This window comes from Enterobacter sp. MEB024, assembly GCF_030209635.1.
In the GTDB taxonomy this organism is placed as follows: Bacteria; Pseudomonadota; Gammaproteobacteria; order Enterobacterales; family Enterobacteriaceae; genus Enterobacter; species Enterobacter ludwigii.
The window spans coordinates 280,454-297,825 of record NZ_JARVRQ010000003.1; the positions used below are offsets into that span (position 1 = coordinate 280,454).

A 17,372-nucleotide genomic window follows, 5' to 3' on the forward strand; every position below is an offset into this window, starting at 1 on the left:
GAGGTGATTTATGTTTCTTAGCGTCATTACTGTCGCTTTTCGTAATTACGAAGGGGTGGTAAAAACCTGGCGCTCGCTGCGCAACCTGGCGCGCGATCCAAGCCTCACCTTTGAGTGGATTGTGGTCGATGGCGGCTCGAACGATGGTACGGCGGAGTTTCTGGAAAAACTCAACGGTGAGTTCAACTTACGTTTCATCAGCGAGAAAGATAAAGGCATCTACGATGCGATGAATAAAGGCATCGACATGGCGCAAGGCCGTTATGCCATCTTCCTGAATTCCGGTGACGTATTCCATGAGGATGTGGCGTTATTTGCCCGTCAGCTGGCGCGCCAGAAAGAGGATGCGATGTACATTGGCGACGCGCTGCTCGATTTTGGCGATGGGCATAAAGTTTGCCGCAGTGCGAAACCCGGCTGGTATATCTACCACAGTTTGCCTGCCAGCCATCAGGCCATTTTCTTCCCGGTAAAAGGTCTGAAAAAACAGCCTTACGATCTGCAGTATAAAGTTTCTTCAGATTATGCGCTGACCGCCAGCCTGTATAAATCAGGTTACCCGTTCCGTCGAATTAAAGGGCTGGTATCTGAATTTTCAATGGGCGGTGTGTCAACGTCTAATAATCTGGAACTGTGCCAGGATGCCAGAAATGTGCAGCGTAAAATATTAGGCGTGCCGGGGTTCTGGGCGGAATTATCTTATTTATTACGTCTGCGTACCACGGGTAAAACGAAAACCTTATATAACAAAGCCTGAATATAAGGAAACGTAATGCAGGATCTTAAAGGTTTCTCCGTGCCGAAAGGCTTTCGGGGCGGGAGCGGTATTAAAGTGCAGTTGTGGTGGGCCGTACAGGCCACCTTATTTGCCTGGTCACCGCAAATACTGTACCGCTGGCGAGCTTTTTTATTGCGTCTGTTTGGCGCAAAAATCGGAAAAAACGTAGTCATTCGCCCGTCGGTAAAAATTACCTACCCGTGGAAATTAACGCTTGGGGATTATGCGTGGGTAGGGGATGACGCGGTGTTATATACCCTTGGCGATATTACGATTGGCGCAAATTCAGTGGTTTCACAGAAGTGTTATTTGTGCACCGGCAGTCACGATTTTATGAGTCAGCATTTTGATATTACCGCCACTCCGATTGTGATTGGCGAAAAATGCTGGCTGGCGACAGATGTTTTTGTTGCACCTGGTGTTTCTGTTGGCGATGGCACGGTAGTCGGTGCCCGCAGCAGCGTTTTTAAATCGCTACCGGCAAATAAAATTTGCCGTGGCAACCCCGCAGTGGTGATACGCGAACGCGTTGAAACTGATTAAATTCATAAGTAGAGGAATATAAACATGTCTAAAGTCGCTCTCATCACCGGCGTTACCGGACAGGATGGTTCTTACCTGGCAGAACTGCTGCTGGAAAAAGGTTATGAAGTACACGGTATTAAGCGTCGTGCTTCTTCATTCAACACCGAACGTGTGGATCACATTTATCAGGATCCTCATGCGGCGAACCCGAAATTCCATCTGCACTACGGCGACCTGACCGATACTTCCAACCTGACCCGTATTCTGCAGGAAGTGCAGCCGGATGAAGTGTACAACCTGGGCGCGATGAGCCACGTTGCGGTCTCCTTCGAATCTCCGGAATACACCGCTGACGTTGACGCAATGGGTACGCTGCGTCTGCTGGAAGCGATTCGCTTCCTCGGCCTTGAGAAGAAAACCCGTTTCTACCAGGCATCCACGTCTGAGCTGTACGGTCTGGTGCAGGAAATTCCTCAGAAAGAGACTACCCCGTTCTACCCACGTTCTCCGTACGCCGTGGCGAAATTGTACGCGTACTGGATCACCGTGAACTACCGTGAATCCTACGGCATGTATGCCTGTAACGGCATTCTGTTCAACCACGAATCCCCACGTCGCGGTGAAACATTCGTTACCCGTAAAATCACTCGCGCTATCGCTAACATCGCACAGGGTCTGGAATCTTGCCTGCACCTCGGCAACATGGATTCCCTGCGTGACTGGGGCCATGCCAAAGACTACGTAAAAATGCAGTGGATGATGCTGCAGCAGGAAAAACCAGAAGACTTCGTTATCGCAACCGGCGTGCAGTACTCCGTACGTCAGTTCGTTGAGATGGCTGCCGCTCAGCTGGGTATCAAACTGCGCTTCGAAGGTACCGGCGTGGAAGAGAAAGGCATCGTGGTTTCCGTAACCGGCCATGACGCACCGGGCGTGAAACCGGGCGACGTGATTGTACAGGTTGACCCACGTTACTTCCGTCCTGCTGAAGTGGAAACCCTGCTGGGCGACCCAACCAAAGCACACGAAACACTGGGCTGGAAACCAGAAACGACTCTGCAGGAGATGGTTTCCGAGATGGTTGCCAAAGATCTTGAAGCAGCGAAAAAACACTCCCTGCTCAAGTCTCATGGCTACGAGGTTGCCATCGCGCTGGAGTCCTGAGAATGACAAAACAACGTATTTTTGTCGCGGGTCATCGCGGAATGGTGGGTTCCGCGATTGTTCGCCAGCTTGAACAGCGCGGTGATGTCGACGTGATTGTCCGTACCCGTGACGAGCTGAACCTGCTCGACAGCAAAGCGGTACAGGACTTCTTCGCCAGTGAACGTATTGACCAGGTGTATCTGGCGGCGGCGAAAGTGGGCGGCATTGTTGCCAACAACACGTATCCGGCGGATTTCATCTACGAGAACATGATGATTGAGAGCAACATCATTCACGCAGCGCATCTGCACAACGTGAATAAGCTGTTGTTCCTCGGCTCATCCTGTATCTACCCGAAAATGGCGAAGCAGCCGATCGCTGAGAGCGAACTGCTGCAGGGCACGCTGGAAGCAACCAACGAGCCGTATGCGATTGCCAAGATTGCCGGGATCAAGCTGTGCGAATCCTACAACCGTCAGTATAACCGCGACTATCGTTCGGTGATGCCGACCAACCTGTACGGACCGCATGACAACTTCCACCCGAGCAATTCGCACGTGATCCCGGCGCTGCTGCGTCGTTTCCACGAAGCAACGGCCGAAAATGCACCGGATGTGGTGGTGTGGGGCAGCGGGACGCCAATGCGTGAATTCCTGCATGTGGATGACATGGCGGCTGCCAGCATCCACGTAATGGAGCTGGATCGTGAGGTGTGGCAGGAAAACACCGAACCGATGCTGTCGCACATTAACGTCGGTACTGGCGTGGATTGCACCATTCGTGAGCTTGCGCAAACCATCGCGCAGGTGGTGGGTTACAAAGGCCGCGTGGTCTTTGACGCCACCAAACCGGACGGCACGCCGCGCAAACTGCTGGACGTGACCCGTCTGCATCAGCTGGGCTGGTATCACGAGGTATCACTGGAGCAGGGGCTGGCAAGCACCTACCAGTGGTTCCTTGAAAACCAGCACCGCTTCCGGGGGTAATGATGTTTTTAAGTCAGGAAGATTTTGCCACGGTAGTGCGTTCCACTCCGCTCATCTCAATTGATTTGGTGGTGGAAAACGAACGCGGCGAGTTCTTGCTGGGAAAACGAACCAACCGTCCTGCACAGGGCTTTTGGTTCGTGCCCGGCGGGCGCGTGCAGAAGGATGAGACGCTGGAAAATGCTTTTGAGCGTCTCACTCTGGCGGAACTGGGCCTGCAACTGCCGATGGCGGCAGGCCAGTTTTACGGGGTCTGGCAGCACTTCTATGACGATAACTTTTCGGGCACCGGTTTCACCACGCACTATGTGGTGCTCGGTTTTCGCCTGAAGGTGAGTGAGGCAGACCTGCGTCTGCCTGATTCTCAGCATGACGACTACCGCTGGCAGACGCCAGAGGCGTTGCTGGCCAGTGACAATGTGCATGACAACAGTCGTGCCTATTTCCTGGCCGATCGTCAGTCCGGAGTGCCGGGCTTATGAAAATTCTGGTGTACGGAATCAACTATTCGCCGGAGTTAACCGGAATCGGTAAATACACCGGCGAAATGGTCGAGTGGATGGCGAGCCAGGGACATGACGTGCGGGTCATTACCGCGCCGCCATACTACCCGGAATGGAAAGTAGGTGAGCGCTATTCAGGCTGGCGCTACCGTCGCGAAGAGGGTGCCGCGACCGTCTGGCGTTGCCCGCTGTACGTGCCGAAACAGCCCTCAACGCTGAAGCGGTTACTTCATCTGGGCAGCTTTGCCCTGAGCAGTTTCTTCCCGCTGATGGCGCAACGTCGCTGGAAGCCGGATCGCATTATCGGTGTGGTGCCAACGCTGTTCTGCACCCCAGGCATGCGCCTGCTGGGCAAACTCTCCGGCGCGCGCACGCTGCTTCACATTCAGGATTATGAAGTGGACGCCATGCTCGGCCTGGGAATGGCCGGCAAAGGTAAGAGCGGGAAGGTGGCGAAACTCGCCAGCGCCTTCGAGCGCAGCGCCCTGCATAATGTGGATTATGTCTCGACCATCTCGCGCTCAATGATGAACAAAGCGCAGGAGAAGGGCGTACCGGCGGAAAAAGTGATCTTTTTCCCCAACTGGTCTGAAGTGGCGCGTTTTCGCGACGTAACAGACAGTGACGCTCAGGCGCTACGCGCTCAGCTCGGTCTGCCTGACGACCAAAAAATCATTCTTTACTCAGGCAACATCGGCGAGAAGCAGGGGCTTGAGAGCGTCATCGACGCCGCACAGCAACTGAGCCATCAACCCTGGATGTTTGTCATCGTCGGGCAGGGCGGCGGAAAAGCGCGACTGGAAAAAATGGCCAACGAACGCGGCCTGACGAACGTGAAATTTTTCCCGCTTCAGTCTTACGAGGCACTGCCTGCGTTGCTGAAGATGGGCGACTGCCATCTGGTAGTACAAAAGCGCGGCGCGGCAGACGCGGTGCTGCCGTCCAAGCTGACCAACATTCTGGCAGTGGGCGGTAACGCGGTGATCACGGCGGAAGCCGAAACAGAATTAGGCCAGCTGTGCGACAGCTATCCGGGGATCGCCGTTTGCGTGGAACCGGAATCGGTCCCGGCGCTGGTCACTGGCATTGAACGGGCACTTGCCATGCCAAAAACGAACACGGTGGCACGTGAATATGCCGAACGCACGCTCGAGAAAGAGAACGTGCTGAGCCAATTTATTGCAGATATACGGGGATAAATCATGAGTCAAACCACTTTGTATCCGGTTGTGATGGCAGGTGGCTCTGGTAGCCGGTTGTGGCCGCTGTCCCGCGTGCTCTATCCAAAACAGTTCCTCTGCCTGAAAGGGGAGCTCACCATGCTGCAGACGACGGTTAACCGCCTGCAGGGTGTGGAGTGTGAAAGCCCGGTGGTGATTTGTAACGAACAACACCGCTTTATTGTCGCCGAGCAGCTGCGCCAGCTGAACAAACTCACAGAAAATATCATTCTGGAGCCTGCCGGACGTAACACCGCCCCCGCGATTGCGCTGGCGGCGCTGGCGGCCAAACGCAGCAGCCCGGATTGCGATCCGCTGATGCTGGTTCTGGCGGCAGACCATGTTATTCAACAGGAAGAGTCGTTCCGCGAGGCGGTACGCGCGGCTATTCCTTACGCCGAAAACGGCAAACTGGTGACTTTCGGCATCGTGCCGGACCTTCCGGAAACCGGCTACGGGTATATTCGTCGTGGCAATGTGACCCCGGGCGAAGGCGACAGCGTAGCGTTTGACGTGGCGCAGTTTGTCGAAAAACCGAATCTGGAAACCGCGCAGGCGTATGTGGCCAGCGGTGAATATTACTGGAACAGCGGGATGTTCCTGTTCCGCGCTGGCCGTTACCTGGAAGAGCTGCGCAAATATCGCCCGGATATTCTGGACGCCTGCGAGAAAGCGATGGCGGTAGTGGATCCGGATCTCGATTTTATCCGTGTTGACGAAGCGTCTTTCCTCGCCTGCCCGGAAGAGTCAATTGACTATGCGGTAATGGAACGCACGGCCGATGCCGTTGTGGTACCGATGGATGCGGGCTGGAGTGATGTTGGCTCCTGGTCCTCCCTGTGGGAGATCAGCGCCCATACCCCGGAGGGTAACGTCCATCACGGTGATGTTATCAGCCACAAAACGGAAAACAGCTATGTCTACGCCGAGTCCGGTCTGGTGACCACAGTTGGCGTGAAGGATCTGGTGGTCGTACAGACGAAAGACGCCGTGCTGATTGCTGACCGTAATGCCGTGCAGGACGTTAAAAAAGTGGTGGAGAAGATCAAGGCCGATGGTCGCCATGAACACCATATCCACCGCGAGGTGTATCGTCCGTGGGGCAAATATGACTCCATCGATGCCGGTGAACGTTACCAGGTGAAACGCATCACCGTGAAACCGGGGGAGGGGCTGTCGGTACAGATGCACCACCACCGTGCCGAGCACTGGGTCGTGGTGGCGGGTACCGCCAAAGTCACGATTGATGGCGAAGTGAAACTGCTTGGCGAAAACGAGTCAATCTATATTCCGCTGGGAGCCACGCACTGTCTGGAAAACCCGGGGAAAATTCCTCTCGACTTAATTGAAGTGCGCTCCGGTTCGTACCTGGAAGAAGACGATATTGTCCGTTTCCAGGACCGTTACGGGCGGGTATAGCGCCGTCTCTAAAGCCGGATAGCGTTTCGCGCATCCGGCCTGCGAATGAATAAAAACAAATTTGCCTGTTAATCGGGCGGGCCAACTGTTGCCTGAAAAAGGGGTCATCATGGAAAAATTAACCTGTTTTAAAGCCTACGATATTCGCGGCAAGCTGGGCGAAGAGCTGAATGAAGACATTGCGTGGCGCATTGGCCGCGCATACGGCGAATATCTTAAGCCACAAACGATTGTCCTGGGCGGCGATGTGCGCCTGACCAGTGAGTCCCTGAAGCTGGCGCTGGCAAAAGGGCTGCAGGATGCGGGAGTAGACGTGCTGGATATCGGCTTGTCCGGCACCGAAGAGATTTACTTTGCCACCTTCCACCTCGGCGTGGACGGCGGTATCGAAGTGACGGCCAGCCATAACCCGATGGACTACAACGGTATGAAGCTGGTGCGCAAGGGCGCGCGTCCTATCAGCGGCGATACCGGTCTGCGTGACGTGCAGCGTCTCGCCGAAGCTAACGATTTCCCGCCGGTGAATGAAGCGAAACGCGGCAGCTATAAGCAGATCGACCTGCGTAAAGCGTACATCGACCACCTGCTGGGTTACATCAACGTTGCAAACCTGAAACCGCTGAAGCTGGTGATCAACTCCGGTAACGGCGCGGCCGGCCCGGTGGTGGATGCGCTCGAAGCCCGCTTTAAGGCCCTGAACGTGCCGGTAACCTTCGTTAAGGTCCATAACACCCCGGACGGCAACTTCCCGAACGGTATCCCGAACCCGCTGCTGCCGGAGTGCCGCGACGACACCCGTAACGCGGTCATCGAACACGGTGCCGATATGGGTATCGCCTTTGACGGCGATTTCGACCGCTGCTTCCTGTTCGACGAAAAAGGCCAGTTCATCGAAGGCTACTACATTGTCGGCCTGCTGGCGGAAGCGTTCCTCGAGAAGAACCCGGGCGCGAAGATCATTCACGATCCGCGTCTGTCCTGGAACACCGTGGATGTGGTGAACGCCGCGGGCGGCCAGCCGGTGATGTCCAAAACCGGTCATGCCTTCATCAAAGAGCGTATGCGCGAAGAAGACGCCATTTATGGCGGCGAGATGAGCGCCCACCACTATTTCCGCGATTTTGCCTACTGCGACAGCGGGATGATCCCGTGGCTGCTGGTCACCGAGCTGCTGTGTCTGAAAGGGCAGACCCTTGGCGAGCTGGTACGCGACCGCATGGCGGCCTTCCCGGCAAGTGGCGAAATCAACAGCAAACTGGCGCAGCCGGCCGAGGCCATTGCCCGCGTGGAGCAGCATTTTGCCCTCCATGCGCTGGAAATTGACCGTACCGACGGCATCAGCATGGCGTTCCCGCAGTGGCGTTTTAACCTGCGCTCTTCAAATACCGAGCCGGTGGTGCGCCTGAACGTGGAATCCCGCGCGGATACCGCGCTGATGGAAGCGCGAACGAAGGACATTCTGGCGCTGTTGAATCAGTAAATAGCTTTCCCCCTCACCCTGATGTGGGGTGAGGGGGCAGGTGTTGAACTAAAGGAACAACGATGACGAATCTAAAAAAACGCGAACGAGCGAGAACGAATGCATCGTTAATCTCCATGGTGCAGCGTTTTTCTGATATCACCATCATGGTCGGCGGATTATGGGTGGTGAGTTGGGTAAGCGGGCAATCCTTCTTCTACATGCATCTGCTCATGGCGCTGATTGCGCTGGTTGTGTTCCAGATGATCGGGGGGATGACCGACTTCTACCGTTCGTGGCGTGGTGTGAAAATGACCACCGAACTGATGCTGTTGCTGCAGAACTGGACATTAAGCCTGATCTTCAGCGCAGGGCTGGTGGCATTCAGCCATGATTTTGATAATCGCCTGGTGACGTATCTGTGCTGGTACCTGATTACCAGCGTCGGCATGGTCGTATGCCGCACCCTGATCCGTTTTGGTGCCGGCTGGCTGCGTAACCGCGGTTATAACCGTCGCTTTGTCGCCGTGGCGGGGGATTTGCCGGTAGGGAAGGTGCTTCTCGATAGCTTCCGCAAAGAGCCATGGTTAGGTTTTGAAGTGGTCGGGATTTATCATGACGCGAAGCCTGGCGGCGTGCCTTCAGACTGGGCTGGTAATTACGAACAGCTTATTGAGGACGCCAAAGCCGGCAAAATTCATAACGTCTACATCGCGATGCAGATGAAAGATGAATCCCGCATTAAGAAACTGATGCGTGAACTGGCCGATACCACCTGTTCGGTGATCCTGATCCCGGACGTCTTTACCTTTAACATCCTCCATTCCCGTATTGAAGAAGTGAACGGCGTGCCGGTCGTGCCGCTGTATGACACCCCGCTGTCGGGTATCAATCGCGTGCTCAAGCGCCTGGAAGATATCGTGCTCTCTTCACTGATCTTACTGCTGATCTCCCCGGTGCTGTGCTGCATTGCCCTGGCGGTGAAGCTGAGCTCCCCGGGCCCGGTTATTTTCCGTCAGACCCGCTACGGCATGGACGGTAAGCCCATCATGGTGTGGAAATTCCGCTCAATGAAGGTGATGGAGAACGACAAGGTCGTGACCCAGGCGACGCAGAACGATCCACGCGTTACGCGGGTGGGGAACTTCCTGCGCCGTACCTCGCTGGATGAGCTGCCGCAGTTTATCAACGTCTTTACCGGTGGCATGTCGATTGTCGGACCCCGTCCCCATGCCGTGGCTCACAACGAACAGTACCGCTCGCTGATTGAAGGCTACATGTTGCGCCATAAAGTGAAGCCAGGCATTACCGGCTGGGCGCAGATCAACGGCTGGCGCGGCGAGACCGACACGCTGGAAAAAATGGAAAAACGCATCGAATTCGACCTGGAGTACATCCGTGAATGGAGCCTCTGGTTCGATATCAAGATCGTCTTTCTGACCATCTTCAAAGGTTTCGTGAACAAAGCGGCGTACTAAGATGAGCTTACGTGAAAAAACCATCAGCGGCGCCAAATGGTCAGCGATGGCGACCATTGTCATCATTGGCCTCGGCCTGGTGCAGATGACGGTGCTGGCGCGCATTATCGATAACCACCAGTTCGGTCTGCTGACCGTCTCGCTGGTGATTATCGCGCTGGCCGATACGCTGTCTGACTTCGGCATTGCTAACTCGATTATCCAGCGCAAAGAGATCAGCCATCTGGAATTGACCACGCTCTACTGGCTGAACGTTGGGCTGGGGGTGTTCGTTTTCGTGCTGGTGTTCCTGTTGAGCGATACCATCGCCAGCGTGCTGCACAACCCCGATCTGGCACCGCTGATGCGTACGCTCTCGTTTGCTTTTGTGGTGATCCCGCACGGGCAACAGTTCCGCGCGCTGATGCAGAAAGAGCTGGAATTCAACAAGATTGGGATGATCGAGACCAGCGCCGTTCTCGCTGGGTTTACCTTTACCGTGGTCAGCGCCCATTTCTGGCCGCTGGCCATGACCGCTATCCTCGGGTATCTGGTTAACTCTGCCGTGCGTACGCTGCTGTTCGGCTACTTTGGTCGCAAGATTTACCGTCCTGGGCTGCATTTCTCTCTCGCTTCGGTGTCATCCAACCTGCGTTTTGGCGCGTGGCTCACCGCCGACAGCATCATCAACTATGTCAACACTAACCTCTCCACGCTGGTGCTGGCACGCATCCTCGGGGCGAGCGTCGCGGGCGGGTACAACCTGGCGTACAACGTTGCGGTAGTACCACCAATGAAGCTCAACCCGATTATCACCCGCGTACTGTTCCCGGCGTTCGCCAAAATTCAGGATGACACCGAGAAGCTGCGCGTCAATTTTTACAAGCTGCTCTCTGTGGTGGGCATTATCAATTTCCCGGTTTTGCTGGGGCTGATGGTGGTCTCGAGCAACTTCGTGCCGCTGGTGTTTGGCGAGAAGTGGAACAGCATTATCCCGATCCTGCAGCTGCTGTGCGTGGTGGGGCTGCTGCGATCCGTTGGCAACCCGATTGGCTCACTGCTGATGGCTAAAGCGCGGGTTGATATCAGCTTCAAATTCAACGTGTTTAAAACGTTCCTGTTTATTCCGGCGATTATCGTCGGTGGACATATGGCCGGCGCCATTGGGGTCACGCTTGGTTTTCTGCTGGTGCAGATCATCAACACCATACTGAGCTACTTCGTGATGATCAAGCCGGTGCTGGGCTCCAGCTACCGGCAGTACATTCTGAGCCTGTGGCTGCCGTTTTATCTGTCACTGCCTACCCTTGCGGTGAGCTATGGCCTGGGCATCGTGCTCACTGGCCATCTGCCGCTCGCGGCCATGCTGGCAATACAGGTCGCAGCAGGTGCACTGGCGTTTGGCGTGATGATTGTGCTGTCACGTAATGCGCTGGTGGTGGAGATGAAGCGCCAGTTTTGCCGTAACGAAAAAATGAAAACGCTGCTTCGCGCAGGCTAGTTATTTAAGAGGCCATTATGAAATTACTTATTCTTGGCAACCATACCTGCGGCAACCGTGGCGACAGCGCCATTCTGCGCGGTTTATTGGATGCGATTAACACCCTTAAGCCTGAGACTGAAGTGGACGTGATGAGCCGTTATCCGGTCAGCTCTTCCTGGTTATTGAACCGCCCGGTAATGGGCGACCCGCTCTACAGCCAGATGAAGCAGCACAACAACGCTGCCGGCGTGATGGGACGCGTGAAGAAAGTTCTGCGCCGTCGCTATCAGCACCAGGTGTTGCTGTCCCGTGTAACTGATACCGGCAAGCTGCGTAACATCGCCATTGCTCAGGGCTTCACGGATTTCGTTCGACTGCTGTCGGGCTATGACGCCATTATTCAGGTCGGCGGATCGTTCTTCGTCGATCTTTACGGTGTGCCGCAGTTTGAGCACGCACTCTGCACATTCATGGCGAAAAAACCGCTGTTTATGATTGGTCACAGCGTCGGGCCGTTCCAGGATCCGCAGTTTAACCAGCTGGCAAACTATGTCTTTGGCCACTGCGATGCCCTGATCCTGCGTGAGTCGGTAAGCCTCGATATGATGAAACGCAGCGAGATTGACACCTCTAAAGTGGAACACGGGGTGGACACCGCCTGGCTGGTGGATCATCAGGACGACAGTTTCCAGGCGAGCTACGCAGTGCAGCACTGGCTGGACGTGGCGGGGAAACAGAAAACGGTCGCCATCACCCTGCGCGAACTTGCACCGTTTGATAAACGTTTAGGCACCACCCAGGCGGCGTATGAGAAAGCGTTTGCTGACGTGGTTAACCGTGTGCTGGACAGCGGATACCAGGTGCTGGCGCTTTCAACCTGTACCGGCATCGACAGCTATAACAAAGATGACCGCATGGTGGCGCTGAACCTGCGCAACCTGGTAAACGATCCGTCCCGTTATCACGTGGTGATGGACGAACTGAACGACCTCGAGATGGGCAAATTGCTCTCAGCCTGTGACCTCACCGTGGGCACGCGTCTGCACTCGGCGATCATTTCGATGAACTTTGGCACGCCGGCCATTGCGATTAACTACGAGCACAAGTCAGCCGGCATTATGCAGCAGCTTGGCATGCCTGAAATGGCCGTTGATATTCGTCATCTGCTGGATGGTTCGCTTGGCGCGATGGTGGGCGATACCCTGGGGCAACTGCCTGCCATCAATGAACGCCTGGCCGTCGCGGTGAAAGCCGAGCGCGAGAAGGGAATTGGGATGGTGAAATCGGTGCTCGACCGCGTCCGGGAGGGGAAATGAAGGTTGGTTTCTTCTTACTGAAATTTCCACTGTCGTCAGAAACCTTTGTGCTGAACCAAATCACCGCGTTTATCGATATGGGATACGACGTGGAGATCATCGCCCTGCAAAAGGGCGATACACAAAATACCCATGCGGCGTATACGCAGTATGGGCTGGAGGCGAAAACCCGCTGGCTGCAGGACGAGCCCTCAGGAAGAGTAAATAAGCTGCGCCACCGGGCCAGCCAGACCTTACGCGGGATCCATCGTGCATCGACCTGGCGCGCGCTGAATGTTTCCCGCTATGGCGCGGAATCTCGCAACCTGATCCTGTCCGCCATTTGTGGTCAAACGGCGCAGCCGTACCGCGCCGATGTGTTTATTGCTCACTTTGGCCCGGCGGGCGTGACCGCCGCCAAACTGCGTGAGTTGGGGGTGATTGACGGTAAAATTGCGACCATCTTCCACGGTATCGACATCTCCAGCCGCGAAGTATTGAACCACTACACGCCGGAGTATCAGCAGCTTTTCCGCCGTGGCGACATGATGCTGCCCATCAGCGACCTGTGGGCCGGGCGTCTGAAAAACATGGGCTGTCCGCAGGAAAAAATCACCGTTTCGCGTATGGGCGTGGATTTAGAGCGCTTTACCCGCCGCCCGGTCAAGGTGCCGGGAAAACCGCTGCAGATTATCTCTGTGGCGCGTCTGACGGAGAAAAAAGGTCTGCACGTGGCCATCGAAGCCTGCCGCCAGCTGCGAGCGCGCGGTGTGGATTTCCGCTATCGCATTCTCGGTATTGGCCCGTGGGAGCGTCGTCTGCGCACGCTTATCGAACAGTATCAGCTGGAAGATTACGTGGAGATGCCAGGTTTTAAGCCAAGCCACGAGGTGAAGGCCATGCTGGATGAGGCGGATGTATTCCTGCTGCCTTCCGTGACCGGCGCCGATGGCGATATGGAGGGGATCCCGGTTGCGTTAATGGAGGCGATGGCCGTCGGTATTCCGGTGGTGTCGACCCTGCACAGCGGGATCCCGGAGTTAATCAAGTCTGATTACTCCGGCTGGCTGGTACCGGAGAATAATGCGATGGCCCTTGCGGATCGTTTAGCCGAATTTAGCGGCATCGACCAACAGGCGCTGGAGCCCGTTATCCACAACGCCCGACAAAAAGTTGAAGCAGATTTTAACCAGCAGGTGATTAATCGCCAGTTAGCGAGCCTGCTGCAAACGTTGTAACGCCGAGGTTGTATGCTGAAAAAGATTACCCGACGCACCTTTGTCTCTTCTTTATCCGTCCTGGCGGCTACGCCGCTGCTGTCGTCCCGCATTGCGCGGGCGGCAACCGGAAAGACGGTCTCTGTTAACCAGTACAACAACAACGACTGGATCGCCGCCTTTAAGCAGGCATTTAACGAAGGCGACACCGTTGTTGTCCCTGCCGGGCTCACCTGTAAAAACATCAATACGGGCATTTTCATTCCTGACGGTAAAACGCTGTTGATCCGCGGTGCGTTAACGGGAAATGGTCGCGGACGCTTCGTGCTACAAGAAGGCAGTAAAGTGATTGGTGAAGGTGACGGCCGCACGGAGAACATTACGCTGGACATTCGCGGTTCAGACTGTGTGATCAAAGGGCTGGCAATGAGCGGCTTTGGACCGGTGACGCAGATCTACATTGGCGGCAAAAAGCCGCGCGTCATGCGCAACCTGCTGATTGATAACATCAGCGTAAGCCAGGCGAACTACGCCATCCTGCGCCAGGGATTCCATAATCAGATAGATGGCGCGCGCATCACTAACAGTAAATTCAGCCATCTCCAGGGCGACGCGATTGAGTGGAACGTCGCCATTAATGACCGTAACATCCTGATCTCCGATCATGTGATTGACAACATTAACTGTACGAACGGCAAGATCAACTGGGGCATCGGCATTGGTCTCGCCGGCAGCACCTACGACAACGATTATCCGGAAAAGCAAACCGTGAAGAACTTCGTGGTGGCAAATATCACCGGCAGCAACTGTCGTCAGTTAGTCCACGTCGAAAACGGTAAGCACTTTATTATTCGCAATATTAAGGCCAAGAATATCACTCCTGACTTCAGCAAGAAGGCGGGAATAGACAACGCCACGGTAGCCATTTATGGCTGTGATAATTTCATTATTGATAATGTCGATATGGTCAATAGTGCCGGCATGCTGATCGGCTACGGTGTAATAAAGGGCGACTATCTCTCGATACCTCAGAACTTTAAGCTGAACGACATTCGCCTGGATAATCGCCAGCTTGCGTACAAACTGCGCGGAATACAAATTTCCTCCGGCAACGCCACCTCCTTTGTGGCCATCACCAACGTTGAGATGCAGCGGGCTACGCTTGAGTTGCACAACAAACCGCAGCACCTCTTCTTGCGTAATATCAACGTGATGCAGGAAGCTGCCGTCGGCCCGGCGCTGAAGATGAATTTCGACCTGCGTAAGGATGTCCGAGGCAAGTTTATGGCTAAAGATGAGACCTTACTGTCGCTGGCGAACATCAAGGCTGTGAATGAGAAAGGGCAGAGCTCCGTGGATATTGACCGCGTGGACCAGCAGGTGGTGAATACGGAGCGGCTGAATTTTGCGCTCCCGCACAGATGACGGTGAGAGCCTTAGGCGTATGCCATTCAATCTGATGTAACCCCTAAAAATTTGTTACTGAATTCAGCGGTTTTAAGGTTTATAATCCCTGAAATTACTTTGCAAGATTTGTTTAATCAACAGCGCTACCTCAGGGAAAGAAGCGATTGCCAGAGGTTCGCCATACACACATAACGCATTGAGTGGATTATGAACGATAAGGTTTTGTTTATTGGCGCGTCTGGTTTCGTCGGAACTCGTTTAATCGAGATTTCCAAGACTGATTTTGATGTTACTAACTTCGACAAACAGCAGAGTCATTTTTATCCGGATATAACTGTTTCCGGTGATGTTCGTAATCAGGATCAACTCGATCAGGCGCTTGCTGGATTTGAAACTGTCGTGCTGCTCGCCGCTGAGCACCGTGATGACGTTAGCCCAACATCGCTATACTATGATGTAAACGTAGAGGGTACTCGTAACGTATTGTCTGCTATGGAAAAAAATAACGTTAAGAACATTATTTTTACCAGTTCTGTGGCAGTGTATGGTCTTAACAAAGTGAACCCTGACGAGTCTCATTCCCATGATCCCTTCAACCATTACGGTAAAAGCAAATGGCAAGCGGAAGAGGTTCTGCGCGAGTGGTTTAATAAAGCACCAGAAGAAAGATCCCTGACAATCGTCCGTCCTACAGTCATCTTTGGTGAGCGTAACCGTGGGAATGTTTACAACCTGCTTAAACAAATTGCAGGGGGTAAATTCGCCATGGTAGGCGCAGGGACAAACTACAAATCAATGGCTTATGTCGGTAACATTGTTGAATTCATCAAATTTAAACTGATCAATGTTAAGCCGGGTTACGATGTCTATAACTATGTAGATAAACCAGACCTGAACATGAATCAGCTAGTTTCAGAAGTTGAGAAGAGTCTCAGTAAAAAAATCCCTTCAGTTCATCTTCCTTACCCGCTTGGCATGTTAGGTGGGTATTGCTTTGATATTCTTAGCAAAGTTACCGGAAAGAAATATTCAATAAGCTCTGTTCGCGTGAAAAAATTCTGTGCAACGACGCAGTTTGACGCGACCAAGGTACACAGCTCTGGATTTAAAGCGCATTACACCTTATCTCAGGGACTGGATCGTACGCTGAAGTACGAGTTCGTTCATGAGAAGAAAGATGACATAACGTTTGTATCTGAATAATGCCTCAAAGGTTGCGATTTGTCGGAAACAGAGGAATGTGCGGTTTTCACAGCAGGGTTTCCGATAATTCTGGGTCACACTTAATGCATACTCATGTTTAGTAATGTGAGCTTTAGCTCGAAATGTGATTCGCATAAGGCGCAGTAGACTTCTTGATCGGGCAATTTTCCTGATTAGGTCTATACTTCGTCAACCATTTTAAGGTGGAAGATAAAATGACCAATTTGAAAGCAGTTATACCGGTAGCGGGTCTGGGCATGCACATGTTGCCCGCCACAAAGGCCATTCCTAAAGAGATGCTGCCGATCGTTGACAAGCCGATGATTCAATACATCGTTGACGAGATTGTTGCTGCTGGGATTAAAGAAATCGTTCTGGTGACGCACTCTTCGAAGAACGCCGTCGAGAATCACTTCGACACCTCTTATGAACTTGAAGCGCTTCTTGAGCAGCGCGTTAAGCGTCAGCTTCTGGCTGAAGTTCAGTCTATTTGCCCTCCAGGCGTGACCATCATGAACGTGCGCCAGGCGCAGCCGCTGGGTCTGGGCCACTCTATCCTGTGCGCGCGTCCGGTAGTGGGTGATAACCCGTTCATCGTGGTTCTGCCGGACATCATCATCGATAATGCTTCTGCCGATCCGCTGCGTTATAACCTGGCGGCAATGGTCGCACGCTTCAACGAGACGGGCCGCAGCCAGGTACTGGCGAAACGTATGAAGGGCGATCTCTCTGAGTACTCTGTTATTCAGACTAAAGAGCCGCTGGAGACGGAAGGGCAGGTGAGCCGTATCGTTGAGTTTATCGAAAAGCCAGATCAGCCGCAGGCCCTGGACTCCGACCTGATGGCAGTAGGCCGTTATGTGCTGAATGCGGATATCTGGGCAGAACTTGAAAAAACCGAGCCGGGCGCCTGGGACCGTATTCAGCTGACCGATGCGATTGCTGAGCTGGCGAAGAAGCAATCGGTTGATGCCATGCTGATGACCGGCGACAGCTATGACTGCGGCAAGAAAATGGGGTATATGCAGGCGTTTGTGAACTATGGTCTTCGGAATTTGAATGTTGGAGTTAAGTTTAAGGATTCAATCCATAAACTATTAACCCGCACATGAATTCGTTGTTTCAGTTTTATTTTGGCCTCTTAAGAGGCCAAATGTTTTTGTTAATAATGTTATGAATAATAAAACTGCAAAACTGATTTAAAAGAGAGAAACTACTCCAAACAAAAAGTATCAGATTTTATTATCAAGTAAATTTCAAAATGATATTTTGAT

Annotated in this window: 15 protein-coding genes; all 15 read left to right on the plus strand. The window is 53.7% G+C overall.

The window, feature by feature from the left end; all coding sequences use genetic code 11:
* Positions 1-10 precede the first annotated feature (10 nt).
* The 15 genes from wcaE (at position 11) to galF (ending at position 17,210) form a co-directional block, all read left to right on the plus strand.
* Positions 11-757 carry a colanic acid biosynthesis glycosyltransferase WcaE gene (gene wcaE, locus QRN24_RS07490; protein WP_014170821.1) on the plus strand — a complete coding sequence of 249 codons (747 nt, stop codon included), beginning with the start codon at positions 11-13 and terminating at the stop codon, positions 755-757.
* Positions 758-772: 15 nt separating this feature from the next.
* Positions 773-1,321: a colanic acid biosynthesis acetyltransferase WcaF gene (gene wcaF, locus QRN24_RS07495; protein ID WP_020883264.1), complete on the plus strand. Its 549-nt coding sequence runs from the start codon at positions 773-775 to the stop codon at positions 1,319-1,321.
* Between the two features lie 24 nt (positions 1,322-1,345).
* Positions 1,346-2,467 (plus strand): GDP-mannose 4,6-dehydratase, encoded by a 1,122-nt coding sequence (gmd, locus tag QRN24_RS07500; protein ID WP_014170819.1) that lies wholly within the window; start codon positions 1,346-1,348, stop codon positions 2,465-2,467.
* 2 nt (positions 2,468-2,469) lie between these two features.
* The gene (gene fcl / locus QRN24_RS07505; RefSeq protein ID WP_014170818.1) at positions 2,470-3,435 is read left to right on the plus strand and encodes a GDP-L-fucose synthase; all 966 of its coding nucleotides are present in this window, start codon (positions 2,470-2,472) and stop codon (positions 3,433-3,435) included.
* 2 nt (positions 3,436-3,437) lie between these two features.
* Positions 3,438-3,917 carry a GDP-mannose mannosyl hydrolase gene (locus QRN24_RS07510; protein ID WP_072126435.1) on the plus strand — a complete coding sequence of 160 codons (480 nt, stop codon included), beginning with the start codon at positions 3,438-3,440 and terminating at the stop codon, positions 3,915-3,917.
* A complete protein-coding gene (wcaI, locus tag QRN24_RS07515; RefSeq protein WP_284942560.1) occupies positions 3,914-5,137 on the plus strand; it encodes a colanic acid biosynthesis fucosyltransferase WcaI in 1,224 nt (407 codons plus the stop codon). Before QRN24_RS07510 ends, wcaI begins: the two co-directional genes overlap by 4 nt.
* 3 nt (positions 5,138-5,140) lie before the next feature.
* Positions 5,141-6,577 carry a mannose-1-phosphate guanyltransferase gene (gene cpsB / locus QRN24_RS07520; protein ID WP_014170815.1) on the plus strand — a complete coding sequence of 479 codons (1,437 nt, stop codon included), beginning with the start codon at positions 5,141-5,143 and terminating at the stop codon, positions 6,575-6,577.
* Between the two features lie 109 nt (positions 6,578-6,686).
* Positions 6,687-8,057 carry a colanic acid biosynthesis phosphomannomutase CpsG gene (gene cpsG, locus QRN24_RS07525; RefSeq protein WP_032680630.1) on the plus strand — a complete coding sequence of 457 codons (1,371 nt, stop codon included), beginning with the start codon at positions 6,687-6,689 and terminating at the stop codon, positions 8,055-8,057.
* A 62-nt stretch (positions 8,058-8,119) separates the two neighbouring features.
* A complete protein-coding gene (gene wcaJ / locus QRN24_RS07530; RefSeq protein WP_014170813.1) occupies positions 8,120-9,514 on the plus strand; it encodes an undecaprenyl-phosphate glucose phosphotransferase in 1,395 nt (464 codons plus the stop codon).
* 1 nt (position 9,515) lies between these two features.
* Positions 9,516-10,994, plus strand: coding sequence for a colanic acid undecaprenyl disphosphate flippase WzxC (wzxC, locus tag QRN24_RS07535; protein ID WP_068794794.1), 1,479 nt, complete (start codon positions 9,516-9,518; stop codon positions 10,992-10,994).
* Between the two features lie 17 nt (positions 10,995-11,011).
* Positions 11,012-12,292 carry a colanic acid biosynthesis pyruvyl transferase WcaK gene (gene wcaK / locus QRN24_RS07540; RefSeq protein ID WP_032678527.1) on the plus strand — a complete coding sequence of 427 codons (1,281 nt, stop codon included), beginning with the start codon at positions 11,012-11,014 and terminating at the stop codon, positions 12,290-12,292.
* Positions 12,289-13,509, plus strand: a complete 1,221-nt coding sequence (wcaL, locus tag QRN24_RS07545; RefSeq protein ID WP_014170810.1) for a colanic acid biosynthesis glycosyltransferase WcaL — start codon at positions 12,289-12,291, stop codon at positions 13,507-13,509. Before wcaK ends, wcaL begins: the two co-directional genes overlap by 4 nt.
* Before the next feature lie 12 nt (positions 13,510-13,521).
* Positions 13,522-14,913, plus strand: coding sequence for a colanic acid biosynthesis protein WcaM (wcaM, locus tag QRN24_RS07550; protein ID WP_025203690.1), 1,392 nt, complete (start codon positions 13,522-13,524; stop codon positions 14,911-14,913).
* A gap of 189 nt (positions 14,914-15,102) precedes the next feature.
* The gene (locus QRN24_RS07555; RefSeq protein WP_284942562.1) at positions 15,103-16,098 is read left to right on the plus strand and encodes an NAD-dependent epimerase/dehydratase family protein; all 996 of its coding nucleotides are present in this window, start codon (positions 15,103-15,105) and stop codon (positions 16,096-16,098) included.
* Positions 16,099-16,313: 215 nt separating this feature from the next.
* On the plus strand, positions 16,314-17,210 hold the full coding sequence (galF, locus tag QRN24_RS07560; RefSeq protein WP_284942564.1) for a UTP--glucose-1-phosphate uridylyltransferase GalF: 897 nt from the start codon (positions 16,314-16,316) through the stop codon (positions 17,208-17,210).
* Positions 17,211-17,372: the final 162 nt, after the last annotated feature.

Bases quoted from the DNA above. Each gene is read 5' to 3' on its own strand.
- wcaE (WP_014170821.1), top strand. From the start codon at position 11: ATGTTTCTTAGCGTCATTACTGTCGCTTTTCGTAATTACGAAGGGGTG.
- gmd (WP_014170819.1), top strand. From the start codon at position 1,346: ATGTCTAAAGTCGCTCTCATCACCGGCGTTACCGGACAGGATGGTTCT.
- wcaM (WP_025203690.1), top strand. From the start codon at position 13,522: ATGCTGAAAAAGATTACCCGACGCACCTTTGTCTCTTCTTTATCCGTC.
- wcaJ (WP_014170813.1), top strand. From the start codon at position 8,120: ATGACGAATCTAAAAAAACGCGAACGAGCGAGAACGAATGCATCGTTA.
- wcaI (WP_284942560.1), top strand. From the start codon at position 3,914: ATGAAAATTCTGGTGTACGGAATCAACTATTCGCCGGAGTTAACCGGA.
- wcaK (WP_032678527.1), top strand. From the start codon at position 11,012: ATGAAATTACTTATTCTTGGCAACCATACCTGCGGCAACCGTGGCGAC.
- wcaF (WP_020883264.1), top strand. From the start codon at position 773: ATGCAGGATCTTAAAGGTTTCTCCGTGCCGAAAGGCTTTCGGGGCGGG.
- fcl (WP_014170818.1), top strand. From the start codon at position 2,470: ATGACAAAACAACGTATTTTTGTCGCGGGTCATCGCGGAATGGTGGGT.
- wcaL (WP_014170810.1), top strand. From the start codon at position 12,289: ATGAAGGTTGGTTTCTTCTTACTGAAATTTCCACTGTCGTCAGAAACC.
- galF (WP_284942564.1), top strand. From the start codon at position 16,314: ATGACCAATTTGAAAGCAGTTATACCGGTAGCGGGTCTGGGCATGCAC.
- wzxC (WP_068794794.1), top strand. From the start codon at position 9,516: ATGAGCTTACGTGAAAAAACCATCAGCGGCGCCAAATGGTCAGCGATG.
- QRN24_RS07555 (WP_284942562.1), top strand. From the start codon at position 15,103: ATGAACGATAAGGTTTTGTTTATTGGCGCGTCTGGTTTCGTCGGAACT.
- cpsB (WP_014170815.1), top strand. From the start codon at position 5,141: ATGAGTCAAACCACTTTGTATCCGGTTGTGATGGCAGGTGGCTCTGGT.
- cpsG (WP_032680630.1), top strand. From the start codon at position 6,687: ATGGAAAAATTAACCTGTTTTAAAGCCTACGATATTCGCGGCAAGCTG.
- QRN24_RS07510 (WP_072126435.1), top strand. From the start codon at position 3,438: ATGTTTTTAAGTCAGGAAGATTTTGCCACGGTAGTGCGTTCCACTCCG.